This is a genomic window from Micromonospora sp. WMMC273 (genome assembly GCF_027460285.1).
Classification (GTDB): Bacteria; Actinomycetota; Actinomycetes; order Mycobacteriales; family Micromonosporaceae; genus Micromonospora; species Micromonospora aurantiaca.
This window is the reverse complement of the sequence record NZ_JAPZBE010000001.1, coordinates 3,632,950-3,645,981: the sequence shown is the minus strand read 5'-3', so window position 1 is coordinate 3,645,981 and position 13,032 is coordinate 3,632,950. Positions and strand designations below refer to the sequence as shown.

Sequence of the window (13,032 nt, the reverse complement as noted above, 5' to 3'; positions counted from 1 at the left end):
CCCCCGGCCGCCCGGCCGGGATCCGTCCCAACCGAGGAACCGAACGAGAAGGAGAACGGCGATGGCCGTCGACGACGATGACCGCACCTACCGCGTCGTGATGAACCACGAGGAGCAGTACTCGATCTGGTTCGCCGACCGCGAACTCCCGGCGGGCTGGACCGCCACCGGCTTCGAGGGCAACCGCGCGGACTGCCTCGCCCACATCGACGAGGTGTGGACCGACATGCGTCCCAAGAGCCTGCGCGAGCGGATGGCCGCCGCGCAGGGCTGAACCGCCCACCGGCCGGGGCGGGTCCGCACGGATCCGCCCCGGCCCGGCCGCCGTCCGGCGGCCACCCCTGTCCCATCCCGCTGACAACGAGGCGACGGTGATGAAGGTCTACTCCCACGAACGTCTGGCGCGGCTCGCCGGCGCGCGTGGCATGCCCGAGGAATACCTGCACGACCTGCGGGTCGTCTCCTCGGTGCTGCCGTTCAAGGTCAATCAGTACGTCGTGGACGAGCTCATCGACTGGTCCGCCGTCCCGGACGACCCCATCTTCCGGCTCACGTTCCCGCACCGGGACATGCTGCCGCCGGAGATCTTCGACCACCTGTCGGCGCTGCACCTGTCCGCCGCCGAGCCGGGTGTGATCCGCAAGGCGGCCCGCGACGCCCACGCCCGGCTCAACCCGAACCCGGGCGCCCAGCTCGAGGCGAACGTGCCGACCCACCGGGGACGCCGGCTGCTCGGCGTGCAGCACAAGTACGCCGAGACGGTGCTGGTCTTCCCGTCCCAGGGGCAGACCTGCCACTCCTACTGCGGCTACTGCTTCCGCTGGGCGCAGTTCGTCGGCAACGCCGAGATCCGGCAGGCCGCCTCGGACGTCGGCGACGTGGTCGCGTACCTGGAGGACAGCCGGGGTGTCACCGACGTCCTGTTCACCGGCGGCGACCCGATGATCATGAGCGCGGCGGTGCTGGAGCGCTGGGTGTCGCCCCTGCTGGACCCGGCCCTCGACCACATCCGCACGCTGCGGTTCGGCACCAAGGCGCTGTCGTACTGGCCGGCCCGGTTCACCACCGACCCGGACGCCGACGACCTGCTGCGTCTCTTCGAGCGGATCACGGCCGCCGGCCGGCACGTCGCGGTGATGGCCCACTTCTCCCACCCCCGGGAACTGGCCACCGGCGAGGTCCGCCGGGCGATCGCCCGGATCCGGGCCACCGGCGCGGTGATCCGGGCACAGGCGCCGCTGATCGCGCACGTCAACGACCGGGCCGGGGACTGGGCCACGATGTGGCAGCGCCTGGTGGAGCTGGGCGTCGTCCCGTACTACATGTTCGTGGAACGCGACACCGGCGCCCGCAGCTACTTCAGCCTGCCGCTGACCCGGGCCTGGCAGATCTACACCGACGCCGTCCGGTCGGTGTCCGGGCTGGCGCGGACGGCCCGGGGGCCGGTCATGTCGGCCGCCCCGGGCAAGGTGCTCGTGGACGGCGTCGTGCGCGTCGGTGGGACCGAGATGTTCAGCCTGCGTATGCTCCAGGCCCGCGACGCGGCCCACGTCGGCCGGCAGTTCTTCGCCCGGCACGACCCGGCGGCCGAGTGGTTCGACGACCTGCGCCCCGCTCCCGGCTCCTGGTGGCCGGCATGACCGCCGCCACCGAACCGACCCTGACCGCGACCGACGAGGAACAGATGCCGACCGTCACCGATCCGCCGGTGACCGGGCCGGAGCGCCCGGTCAGCCTCTGGCGCAACCGCGACTTCAACCTGCTCTGGATCAGCCAGTGCCTGTCCGACCTCGGCGCGGCGATGTCGAACCTGGCGATGCCGCTGCTGGTGCTCTTCCTCACCGGTTCGGCCGCGCAGGCCGGTCTGGTCGGCAGCCTGGGGCTGCTCACCACGCTGGCCTGCCGGCTGCCCGCCGGCGTCGTGGCCGACCGGTTCTCCCGCCGTACGCTGCTCATCGTCTGCGACGTGGTACGGCTGGTGGCGTACCTGGGGCTGGCCGGCGCGGTGCTCGCCGGGGTGGCCGGCCTGCCGATGATCATCGTGGTCACCGTGGTCGGCGCCGCGGCCAACGCGGTCTTCGGCACCGCGGAACACGCGGCGGTCCGCAACCTGGTGCCCGCCGAGCAGCTCACCACCGCTGTCGCGCGCAACGAGGCCCGCTCCTACGGAACCCAGCTCGCCGGGCCGCCGCTCGGTGGCCTGCTCTACGGGCTCGGCCGGTCCCTGCCGTTCGTCGGCAACGCCGCGTCCTATCTGCTCTCGCTGCTGGCGGTGCTGCTCATCCGCCGGCCGATGGAGCAGCCCCGCACCGAGCAGGCGCCGCAGTCCGGCGGCGCGGCGATGGCCGAGGGCATCCGGTTCGTGCTGGCCAATCCGTTCCTCCGGGCGCTGCTGGTGATCGCGGCGCCGCTGAACATGGCCTTCACCGGCATGATATTCACGATCATCGTGGCCCTGGAGCGGGCCGGCACCGCCTCGGTGGTGGTCGGCCTGGCCAGCACGATCTTCGGTCTGGGCGGGTTCCTCGGCGCGCTGGCCGCGCCGGCGGTCCAGCGCTGGCTGCGGCTGCCGACCCTGGTGATCGTGCTGTGCTGGGCCACCACCGTCCTGATGGCGGCGAGCGCGCTGGTGCCGTCGAGCGTGCTCGCCGCGGTGCCGCTGGCGGCTGCGGTGTTCCTCGCGCCGACAGCCAACGCGGTGCTCTTCGGCTACCAGGCGGCGATCACTCCGGACCGGTTGCAGGGCCGGGTGGTCAGCGTGATCTTCCTGGCCGCCACCTCGGCCGCCGCCCTCGCCCCGGGTCTGGCCGGGTTGCTGCTGGCCCGGTTCCCGGTGGCCGTGACCATGCTGGTCTTCGCCGGTCTCGTCGCGGTCTCGGCGGTGACCGCGACGCTGAGCAGTGGGATCCGGTCGATGAACACGCAGGAATCGCCGTAACCGAGCAGGCGACCGCGGCCGGCGGCCCGCCGGGAGGCAGGATGGCTCCGGACGGCCGTCGGCCGGACGGAGGTGGGGGCGGCGTGATCGAGGGGTGGCACGGCTGGTTCGGCACGATCAACGGGGTCGTGCTGCTCACGGTGGCCGCGTTGCCGGCGGCCGCGCTGCTGGTGTGGGTCCTGGCCCGCCGGCGTGGCGGCGGCGGTCCGGCGTGGCGGCGGTCGCTGGCCGAGGTGGGCATCGTCTACGGGACCGTGCCGTGGGTCTGGATGATCATGTTGCCGGGCGACGGCGCCGGTGTGGTCCCCGGCCGGGTGCGCCTGGTGCCGCTGCGGGACCTGCTCACCGTCCTCGCGGGCGGGCCGCTGACCGTGACGGTCCAGATCGTCGGCAACCTGCTGGTGTTCGCGGCGCTCGGGTTCTTCGGCCCGCTGCGGTTCGCGGCGCTGGCGTCGGTGTCGCGGATCCTGGTGCTCGCGGCCGGCTGCTCGGTCCTGGTCGAGGTCGCGCAGTACGCCCTGCGGCTGGACCGGGTGTCCTCAGTGGACGACGTCCTGCTCAACACCGCCGGCGCCGGCCTGGCCGCGCTGGCGTCGCGCCGCTGGTGGCGTGCACCGGCCGAGTCGTCACCGGTCGCGACCGGCCCGGCACCGGTTCGCTGAGCGGGCCGCGGCCCGGACCGCCCGGGACGCACGACGGGCCGGACCTGCCGGCCCGGCCCGTCGCGTGCGTCAGGTCGACGCGATCATCGTCCGCTCAGCAGATCTTCTTGGCCGCAGCGGTGGTGGCGCCGCCGTGCTCGTACGAGACGAGCAGCGAGGTGCCGGCCGGAAGCGACCCGCTCAGCGGCAGGACGAGGGTGCCGTCCTTACGCAACTCGGCCTTGGCCTCCGCCACGACCCGGGTGCCGTCCCAGAGGAAGGCCCGGGCGGTGCCGGCCTTCTTCACCTGGAGCTGCACGGACACCTTGCTCGCGGTGCGGGTGACCTTCTTGATCTTCACGGTGTTGTCCGCCAGCTTGGCGTAACCACCCGGCGCAACCCCGTCCGAGACGGACTGCAGCAGGGTCTGCGGCGAGTCGACGCTCAGCGCCGCGGTGTCGGGCATGATCGGAGCCTTCGGCGCCGACGGCTTGGCCGCCAGGTCCGGCAGCGTCGCGTTGCCCCAGCGCCACGGGTCGGCCCGTACGCCGCTCCAGGTCGACCAGCCGACCCGGGTCTGCGAGCTGAGGTCCTGCGTGTCCGAGTCGTTGACCAGGATGTTCAGGCCCATCCGGTTCGGGTCGATGGTGTCCGGCAGCACGCTGAACGGGATCTTGACCTCGATCCGGTACCCCGTGTACGGGCTGGTCACCACGGAGGCGATCTCCACACCCGGAGCGGTCTCCGGGCCGCCCTGGTGGTTGTCCCGCTCCCGGGCGAAGCACGGCGGGTTTCCGTTGGCCGGGTCGTTCGTGGCCGGGAAGAGCGCCATGTTGAACACCGTGGAGGTGTTCGCCGAGTTGCCGCGCGGGTCGATGCCGAACTCGATGTTGTCGTTACGCCGCGGACGCTTGCAGTCCTCCGGCGGCAGGACGGTGCCGAGCACGTCATCGGTGATGTTGAAGATGGCGTACAGGGCGTCATCGGTGTGGGTGAGCTGGGCGGTGCCGGAGATGTCCGACGCCGGGGCGGCGGTGCCCTCCCAGCGGGTGGAGATGTCGATGACCTCGCCGGTGTACTCGTGGTCGTGACCGTGGCCGTCCACCGTCGGCGCGGTGGCGGCCTTCGGGATCGTGGTGACCGGGACCAGGTTGAACGCACCCGGCTCGCTCGCGCTGCCACCGGTGTAGCTGGTCTCGATCTGCACCCGGTAGGCGCCGTTGTCCGGGGCGCGGTTGGCCGTCGGCAGTGACGTGTCGGTGTTGGAGACGGTGAACGTCACCGAGGTGCTGGCGCCCGGCTGGAGGCCGCTGTACGGCACCTGCTGCTCGGCCACCGAGAAGCCGGCGGGGACGTTCAGCTTGACCGCGCCGGACTCGACCCGGGTGCCGTGGTTGGTCAGGTTGACCTTGACGCTGCGGGTGCCCCCGCTGGGGATGTTCAGCAGGGACTCGATGAGAGCGTCGAGCTGCTGGGTCTTGTTCCGCACGGTCCACGCGCGGAAGTCGGCGATCTCCTCCAGCGGCTCCAGGGTGCCGCGCACCGGCGCGGTGCCCTGAACCCGGGCGCTGCTGGTGCCGCTGCCGTCCTTCTTGCTGGTCAGCGTGGCGTCGAGCTTGAAGCGGGTGCCCACCTCGACCTGCGCGGGCGGGGTGACGGTGAAGGTCTTCACGACCTCCTTGCCCGGGGTCAGCGTGCCGACGTTGCCGTTGCCGCTGACCGTCCAGCCGGCCGGGACGCTCAGGGTGACCTTGGCCCCCGGAACTGCCTTCTCGGCGTACAGGACGGTGTCCACCTTGATGGGCTGGCCGCCGACGGCCTCCCAGGTGCGCGGACGCACGTGGACCTCGGTGCCCAGCGGCAGGCCGCCCGGAGCGCGCAGGGTGGCGCCCTGGAGCGCACCGGTGCTGGCGCCCACGTTCGGGTCCGGGTACGGCGTGCGGGTGTCGATCAGCGTCAGCCGGTTGCAGCCGATGGCGTTCGGGTCGGTCGACGGGAAGGAGCTGTTGCCCCAGCCCTGCGACACGTACTCCCGGCGGGCCCAGGTCTGGACCGTGTTCCACCGGTTGCCGTCGTGGCGCGCCGACTCGTAGCCCTGCCAGGTGCCGAAGATGACGTTGCTGGCCTCGGCCGGCGTGAACGTGGTCTCGCAGGCGGGGCCGTTGGTGCCGGTGGTGCCGCTGCCGCCGGTCTGGAAGATGCGGGAGACCCGCCAGGGCTTGAGCCCTTCCTTCTTGATCTGCTCCGGGAACGCCTTCGGGTCGGCCGCCGCGTAGAAGGCCTCCACCGCCAGCATGGCCGCCTTCTGGTGGTTGCCGTGGTTGCCCTGCGTCGCCGAGGGGTTCATCGTGAGGATGACCTCGGGCTTGGTGGTCCGCAGGACCCGCACGATCCGGGACAGCGTCTCCTGGTGACCCCAGACCTCCTCGGTCAGGGGAGCGCTGGCGGTGTACCAGAAGTCCAGCGCGTCCAGGTTGTAGATGTGCTCGACGCCGGCCCAGCCGACGGCCTTGCGCTCCTCGGCCTCCCGCAGGATGCCGAGCTCCGGGCCCTCCTCGAGGCCGGTGGCGTTGCCGCCGCCCTCGCCGCGGGTGGTGGTGATGACGCCGGCCTTCATGCCGTGATACTCGTTCCAGTATCCGAGCATGCCGAGCTGGCCGGCCTCGTCGTCCGGGTGGGCGCCGATGAACATGATGTCCAGGTCGACCGGCTTGTCGGACTTCTTGGCCTGGGGCTTCGGTGCTGCTTGCTGGGGGTTGGCCTGGGCCGGAGTGGCCAGGCCCAACGACAGCAGACCGCACATGGCGATCGCTGCGCTGGTGCGCCATCTCATGGGCATACCTCTTCGTCTCGAAGCGAGAGTGCTGCGGCTGGGGACGGTCGGCCCGGCACGGGCCGGCTGACACGGTGGCTCGTGCCGGGCCGTGTTGCAGACAGCTGTCCACAGAGGACCGTGAGGTCCTCGGGGGTCGTGGTGCTCGACAACGGGATGGTGGTGCTCGCGCACCGTCACGGGGTGAGTGGTACGCACGGTGGCGACGTCGGTCCACCGGAAGGCCTTCGGGCCGTAACCTAGGGATCTTGCGGAGGCGTCGTCAATAGCTCCGGACGACTTTCTTCCTTATCCGAATAAACGATCGTGCCTGCTCAGGGCGATCATCGGGGGGTCGGCCATGACCTGTGGACAGGCTATGTCCGGTTTTGGGACCCCAATGTGGACCGTAGGGCTCGGTTTTGCGCATCATGTCGGGCTGGCCCCGGCCCGACCGGCTTGTCGGTCGCAGAATTTTCCCTGGTCGGCGGACCGAGATCATCTCGTTACTTGACGGCAGAATTTTTTCTCACTAGGAAGAAAGTGTGTCTGACAAAGCCCCGACCAGCCCGGTCAGCCGTGAGCGGTCCCGTGAGATCAAGCGTCTCTCGGTGATCTTGGCCGCCCGGCAGGCCCGGCGGCTGTCCCGAGTCGACCTGGCCGAGATGACCGGCCTCTCGGCGGCCACTGTGACCGCGCTCGTGCGGGAACTCGTCGCCGAGGGCTACCTCATCGAACGCGGGCCCGGCGCGCCCACCACCGGCCGGCCCCGGGAGATGCTCGAGTTCAACCCCCGCGCCGAGCTCGTCGCGGCGGTGTCACTGGAGCCACCCCGGATCAGCTGCGAGATCGCCGACAGCGAGGGCGCGGTCATCGCGCACCGCGTCGCGCGGCTCGGCGCGAACGTGGTGGAGACCGTCTGCGAGTTCGTCCTCGACCTGGTCGGCGACAATCTGCCCTCGCTGCGCGGCGTCGCCATCGCGGTGCCCGGCGTGTCCAGCAACGGCGCGGTACGCCTCGCGCCGTCGGTCGGACTGGTCGAGGCGTGGCCGATCGGCGAATCCGTGCAACGGCGGCTCGGCGTACCCGTGGTCGTCGACAACGACGTCAACCTCATGGCCGCCGGCGAGTGTGTCGCCGGCGCCGGCGCGGACGTGGCGAACCTGCTGCTGATCCACGTCGCCGACGGCATCGGCGCCGGCCTCGTGCTCGACGGCAAGGTCCGCCGCGGCGCCAGCGGAGCCGCCGGCGAGGTCGGCTTCCTGCCGCTGGGCGGCGCGGCCGAGCGCCCCTACAGCGGCGTCGGCGAGTTCGAGGCCCGGTGGTCGGTGAACGCCATCGCGGAGCGGGTCGTCGCGCTCAACCCGGGCCGCCGGCCCGAGTCACCGGTACGGGAGCTGAGCCGGCTCGCCGCGACCTCCGCGCCGGCCCGCGACTACCTCGACGAGGTCCTCGGCGCCTGGGCCGGGCTCATCCTCTCCTGCGCCTGCGTCGTCGATCCGGGGCTGGTGCTGCTCAGCGGCGCCGCCGCCGAACTCGACGACGCGGCCCTCGACCAGCTCCAGACCCTCGTCTCGGCCCGGACCCCGGCTCCCACCGAGGTACGCCGGGCCACCCTCGGCGACCAGGCAGTGCTGCACGGAGCGATCAGCTACGCGCTCTCGGCAGCGGTGCCCCGCCCCTCGCTTCCCTGACCGAACCCGGCCCCGACGACCCCCGACCCCGACCCCGGCACCCACCACCCCGACCCACCACCCACCTCACCGAACGCCGTCGCGGCGACCCGCGTCGTACCCACCGACGACAGGTCGCGGCGCGATGCGTCGCGCCCCGGTCCGGGCGCGACGCGCTGATCTTCCTTCCCGCTTCCGATAGTTCCCCCGCACAGTGGAGGTACCAATGAAACGTCGTTTGGCCCTGGCCGTCGCGTTCAGCGCGCTGCTGGCCGTCAGCGCATGCGGCAGCAGCGACGACGACAAGGACACCGGCTCCTCCGGCTCCGCGTCCGCCGAGAAGGTCGTCATCTACAGCGCCCGCGACAAGTCGGTCACCGACTACGTCGTCGAGCAGTTCACTAACAAGAACCCCGAGTACAAGGGCAAGGTCGAGGTGCTCAACATGGGCGCCCAGGAGGTGCTCGAGCGGGTCCGCGCCGAGAAGGCCAACCCGCAGGCGTCCGTCTGGTGGGGCGGCACCCAGCAGGGCCTCGCCGCCGGCGCGTCCGAGGGCCTGCTGGAGTCCTGGCAGCCGTCGTTCGCCTCGAAGATCGACGCGCGGTACAAGGACGCCGAGGGCCGCTGGTTCGGCGAGATCCTGCTGCCCGAGGTCATCATGTACAACAACAAGGCGCTGACCCCGGAGACCGCGCCGAAGGACTGGGACGACCTGATCGACCCGAAGTGGAAAGACAAGATCATCATCCGGGACGTGGCCGCCTCCGGCACCATGCGCTCGATCTACGCCTCGATGATCCAGCGCTACACGGCCGACGGATCCAACCCGCAGCCCGGCTACGACTGGCTGCGCAAGCTCGACGCCAACACCGTCGAGTACGCCGCCAACCCCAGCGACCTCTACCTGAAGATGTCGCGTGAGCAGGGCGTGGTCAGTGCCTGGAACCTCCAGGACATCCTGCTGCAGGCCAACGAGAAGATGCCGTTCGGCTACGTGATGCCGGCCTCCGGCGCGCCGGTGCTCGTCGACGGTGTGGCCGCGGTCAAGGGCGGCAACAGCGAGGGCGCGAAGAAGTTCCTCGAGTTCCTGTTCGACGACTCGCTGCGGGCCAGCCTCGCAAAGGACTACTTCCAGATCCCCGCCGTCGAGATCGCCGAGAAGCCCGAGTGGCTGACCAAGCTCGACCTCAAGCCGATGGACGTCGACTGGGACGTGATCGGCAAGAACGAGACCGCCTGGATCACCCACTGGAACGCCCAGATCAAGGGCAAGGGCTAAGACGCTCGGAACCGGGCCGTGCTCCGGCACGGCCCGGCTTCGTCCTGGAAGGACCCACGAAATGATCGATGTCCGACTGACGGCGGTCAGTAAGCGCTTCGCCAAGTCGAGCGACTCCGCGGCGGTCGATGACGTCACCGTCACCATCGGGGCCGGCGAGTTCTTCACGCTGCTCGGGCCGAGCGGTTGTGGCAAGACGACGACGCTGCGCATGGTGGCCGGCTTCTACTTCCCGACCTCCGGTCACATCCACTTCGGCGACGACGACGTCACCCACTGGACGCCGAACAAGCGGGACACCGGCATGGTGTTCCAGAACTACGCGCTGTTCCCGCACATGACGGTGGCGCAGAACGTCGCGTACGGGCTCAAGGTCCGCCGGGTCTCCCGCGCCGACCAGGCCCGCCGGGTCACCGAGGCGCTCGAGCAGGTGCACCTCGCCGGGTACGGTGACCGGCGCATCGACGCGCTCTCCGGCGGCCAGCAGCAGCGCGTCGCGCTGGCGCGGGCCCTGGTGATCCGTCCCCGCACCATGCTGCTCGACGAGCCGCTGTCGAACCTCGACGCGAAGCTGCGCGAGGAGACCCGCGCCGAGATCCGGCGCATCCAGCGGGAGAGCGGCACCACCTCGATCTACGTCACGCACGACCAGGCCGAGGCGATGGCGATGTCGGACCGGATCGCGGTCATGGAGTCCGGCCGGGTCCAGCAGGTCGGCACCCCGCACGAGGTCTACTACCAGCCCGCGAACGCGTTCGTGGCCCGGTTCATCGGACGCAGCAACGTGCTGAGCCTGCCGGTGACCGGCGCGACGGAGCAGCGCGTCCAGGTACGCCTGCCCGGCGGCGCCACGATCGAGGTGGGTGCTCCCACCGGACACGGGCTCACCGAGGGCGACACCGCCCTGGTCTCCGCCCGCCCCGAGCACATCGCGCTCGGCGGCGACGACGACACGGCGGCCATGCGCGGCCGGGTCAGCCACGTCGAGTTCACCGGCATGGCCACCCACGTCACCGTCGACGTCGACGGCGACGAGGTGATGGCCGCCCTGGTCGACGCGCCCGCCGGGATGGCGCTCGGCGACGTCGTGGGCCTGCGGCTCGTACCGGAGCGGCTCTGGGTGGTCAAGCCGTGACCGCGGCGACGCCGACCGCCCCCGGCTGGGCGGCGGCCCTCGGCCGGCGCCTAGCCGGCGGGGCGAACTCCCGGTGGTTCCCCTACCTGCTGGTGCTGCCGCTGGTCCTGGTGCTGTGGGGCTTCGTCGTGCAGCCGATGTTCGCCACCTTCCGGGAGAGCGTCAGCGCCAACGGCACCGACAACTACCTCCAGTTCCTCTCCTCCTCCGGGGTGGCCCGCGAGTCGCTGTTCACCTCGCTGTTCATCTCCGCGGCGAGCGTGCTGCTCTGCGGCATCGTCGGCGTGGCGATGGCCTTCCTGCTCAAGCGGTTCCACTTCCGCGGCCGGCGGCTCATCGAGGCGTTCATCCTGGTGCCGGCGGCCCTGCCGCCGCTGATCGGCGCCGTGTCCTTCCAGCTTCTCTACAGCAACATCGGCATCGTGCCGCGTGGCCTCCAGGCGCTGCTCGGCACCGACAAGCCGGTCCTGGCCTTCGACGGCATCGCCGGTGTGCTCGTGGTGCACACGTTCACCATGTATCCGTTCTTCTACCTGGCCGCCTCCGCGGCGCTGGCCGGGATGGACCCGTCGGTCGAGGAGGCGGCGTACAACCTCGGCGCGGGCCGGGTACGCGTGTGGCGCACCGTTCTGCTGCCGATGCTCACCCCCGCGCTGATCTCGGCGTCGCTGCTGGTCTTCATGACGTCGCTGGCGTCCTACACCGCGCCACTGCTGTTCAACGTCAGCCAGACCATGACGATGCAGATCTACATCAACCGCACCAACGGCGACCTGCCGATGGCCTCGGCGTACGCCTCCGTGCTCGGCATCGTGTCGATCATCTTCCTGCTGGCCATGCGCTGGTACGAGGGGCGGCGCAACTACCAGTCGCAGTCCAAGGGTGTCTCGGCGGTCCGGCGGGAGATCACCAACCCGATCGGCCGCTGGCTCGCCCCGCTCGCCTCGGTGCTGGCCACGCTGGTGCTGCTCGCCCCGGTCGGCGCGATCGCGCTCGTCGCGTTCTCCGAGGACCGGTCCTGGACCACCGAGGTGCTGCCGCCGACGTACACGTTCGAGAACTTCGTCACCATCTTCACCGACCCCAAGGCGTTCGAGCCGATCCTGAACTCGGTGCAGATGAGCCTGCTGGCGGTCGTCGGCTGTGTGGTGATCGGCGTGCTCATCGCGTACGCGGTGCGGCGGCTCACGTTCGTCGGACGCGGCCTGCTCGACGTGGCCGTGATGATCGCCTGGGCGCTGCCCGGCACGGTCGTGGCGATCAACCTGATCTCGGCGTTCAGCACCGGCAACGCGTTCAGCTTCGGGCAGGTGCTGGTCGGCACGTTCTGGATCCTGCCGCTCGCCTACTTCGTGCGGTTCCTGCCGATCGTGTTCCGGTCCAGCTCGGCGACGCTGGCGCTGATCGACCCGTCGCTGGAGGACGCCGCCCGCAACCTGGGCGCCTCCTGGTTGCGCGCCTTCTACACGATCACCGTGCGGCTGATGCTGCCCGGTGTGCTCGCCGGCGCGCTGCTGGCGTTCGTGCACGGCGTCGGCGAGTTCGTCGCCTCGGTGCTGATCTACACCTCGTCGACGGTGCCGATCTCGGTGGCCATCAACAACCGCATGTACAGCTTCGAGCTGGGCACCGCGGCCGCCTACGGCATGCTCCAGGTGCTGCTCATCTTCGTGGTGATGTGGTTCTCCGGGCGGCTGGAGAGCAGCCGCACCGCGACCCGGAGGGCCGAGCAGTGGACGAACTGATCGAGCGGTGGCGGACCGGGGGAGGGCTGCTCCCGGTCACCCGGGTACCCGGGCACGCGTTCGCCGCCGTGACCGAGGCGGCCGACCTGGCGGTGCTGCCGGTCGGCGCGGTCGAGTGGCACGGTCCGCATCTGCCGATCGGAACCGACCTGATCCTGGCCGAGGGCTTCGCCGGGGAACTGGCCACCGGGTCCGCCCGGGCGGTGCTGTTCCCGGCCACGCCGTACGCCGCCTGCCCGGGCCAGACCCGCCCGTGGCCGGGCACCGTGGCGCTGCGGCCGGAGATCGCCGTCGGCTACCTCGCCGACGTGCTCGCCGGCATCGTCGAGGCGGGCTTCACCCGGGTGCTCGTGGTCAACGGGCACGACGCCAACATGTCCACCGTCCGCGCGGCGATGGAGTGGGTGTCCGGCCGGCACCGGGCCAGCATGATGCTGGTGAACTGGTTCCAGCTCGTCGGCCCGGACGAGACCACCGAGATGTTCGGTGAGCTGCCGGCCCGGGGACACGGCGGCGCGTACGAGAGTTCCGCGGTGCTCGGCTTCGACCCGGCCGCGGTACGCCTGGACGCGGCGCCGGACCTGCCGCCCAAGCCGAAACTGCCCACCCCGTACCCGTACGTGCTGGTGGAGTCGCGCCCCGACCCCTGGCAGGGCTGGTCGGGCCACGTCTCGCTGGCAGGTGAGGAGGCCGGCGGCCGGATCCGCGCCACCGCCGGCGCCCGCCTGCGCGAGCTGGTCGGGGCGTGGCTCGCCGCGCCGCTGCCGGGGCCGCCCGGCGCCGACCGGCCCGACCAGCCGACCGGATGA

Annotated in this window: 10 protein-coding genes; 9 read left to right on the top strand and 1 reads right to left on the bottom strand. The window is 71.1% G+C overall.

All coding sequences use genetic code 11. The features are described from left to right. Positions 1–61: 61 nt before the first annotated feature. From O7611_RS17070 to O7611_RS17055, 4 genes are all read left to right on the top strand, one after another. On the top strand, positions 62–274 hold the full coding sequence (locus O7611_RS17070) for an MbtH family protein (protein ID WP_135240728.1): 213 nt from the start codon (positions 62–64) through the stop codon (positions 272–274). Positions 275–374: 100 nt separating this feature from the next. Then, positions 375–1,640, top strand: a complete 1,266-nt coding sequence (locus O7611_RS17065; protein WP_228531436.1) for a KamA family radical SAM protein — start codon at positions 375–377, stop codon at positions 1,638–1,640. Further along, complete coding sequence (locus O7611_RS17060) at positions 1,637–2,938, top strand: MFS transporter (protein ID WP_228531437.1); 1,302 nt, start codon at positions 1,637–1,639, stop codon at positions 2,936–2,938. Before O7611_RS17065 ends, O7611_RS17060 begins: the two co-directional genes overlap by 4 nt. Before the next feature lie 83 nt (positions 2,939–3,021). Continuing rightward, positions 3,022–3,600 (top strand): VanZ family protein, encoded by a 579-nt coding sequence (locus tag O7611_RS17055; protein WP_269697200.1) that lies wholly within the window; start codon positions 3,022–3,024, stop codon positions 3,598–3,600. Positions 3,601–3,694: 94 nt separating this feature from the next. On the opposite strand, the gene O7611_RS17050 is transcribed toward O7611_RS17055, so the two are convergent. Beyond that, on the bottom strand, positions 3,695–6,412 hold the full coding sequence (locus O7611_RS17050) for a sugar-binding protein (protein WP_269697199.1): 2,718 nt from the start codon (positions 6,410–6,412) through the stop codon (positions 3,695–3,697). 524 nt (positions 6,413–6,936) lie between these two features. Here O7611_RS17050 and O7611_RS17045 point away from each other — a divergent pair. From O7611_RS17045 to O7611_RS17025, 5 genes are all read left to right on the top strand, one after another. Then, positions 6,937–8,085, top strand: coding sequence for an ROK family transcriptional regulator (locus tag O7611_RS17045; protein WP_269697198.1), 1,149 nt, complete (start codon positions 6,937–6,939; stop codon positions 8,083–8,085). Positions 8,086–8,290: 205 nt separating this feature from the next. Continuing rightward, the gene (locus O7611_RS17040) at positions 8,291–9,343 is read left to right on the top strand and encodes an extracellular solute-binding protein (RefSeq protein ID WP_194798987.1); all 1,053 of its coding nucleotides are present in this window, start codon (positions 8,291–8,293) and stop codon (positions 9,341–9,343) included. A gap of 61 nt (positions 9,344–9,404) precedes the next feature. After that, entirely contained in the window at positions 9,405–10,478 is a 1,074-nt protein-coding gene (locus O7611_RS17035) for an ABC transporter ATP-binding protein (RefSeq protein ID WP_194798988.1), read from the top strand. Further along, entirely contained in the window at positions 10,475–12,223 is a 1,749-nt protein-coding gene (locus O7611_RS17030) for an ABC transporter permease (protein ID WP_194798989.1), read from the top strand. Before O7611_RS17035 ends, O7611_RS17030 begins: the two co-directional genes overlap by 4 nt. Beyond that, positions 12,211–13,032: a creatininase family protein gene (locus tag O7611_RS17025; protein ID WP_194798990.1), complete on the top strand. Its 822-nt coding sequence runs from the start codon at positions 12,211–12,213 to the stop codon at positions 13,030–13,032. The genes O7611_RS17030 and O7611_RS17025 overlap by 13 nt, the downstream gene beginning before the upstream one ends.

Excerpts from the sequence above, each read along its gene's own strand:
- O7611_RS17070 (WP_135240728.1), top strand. The coding sequence starts at position 62 with ATGGCCGTCGACGACGATGACCGCACCTACCGCGTCGTGATGAACCAC.
- O7611_RS17065 (WP_228531436.1), top strand. The coding sequence starts at position 375 with ATGAAGGTCTACTCCCACGAACGTCTGGCGCGGCTCGCCGGCGCGCGT.
- O7611_RS17060 (WP_228531437.1), top strand. The coding sequence starts at position 1,637 with ATGACCGCCGCCACCGAACCGACCCTGACCGCGACCGACGAGGAACAG.
- O7611_RS17050 (WP_269697199.1), bottom strand. The coding sequence starts at position 6,412 with ATGAGATGGCGCACCAGCGCAGCGATCGCCATGTGCGGTCTGCTGTCG.
- O7611_RS17040 (WP_194798987.1), top strand. The coding sequence starts at position 8,291 with ATGAAACGTCGTTTGGCCCTGGCCGTCGCGTTCAGCGCGCTGCTGGCC.
- O7611_RS17035 (WP_194798988.1), top strand. The coding sequence starts at position 9,405 with ATGATCGATGTCCGACTGACGGCGGTCAGTAAGCGCTTCGCCAAGTCG.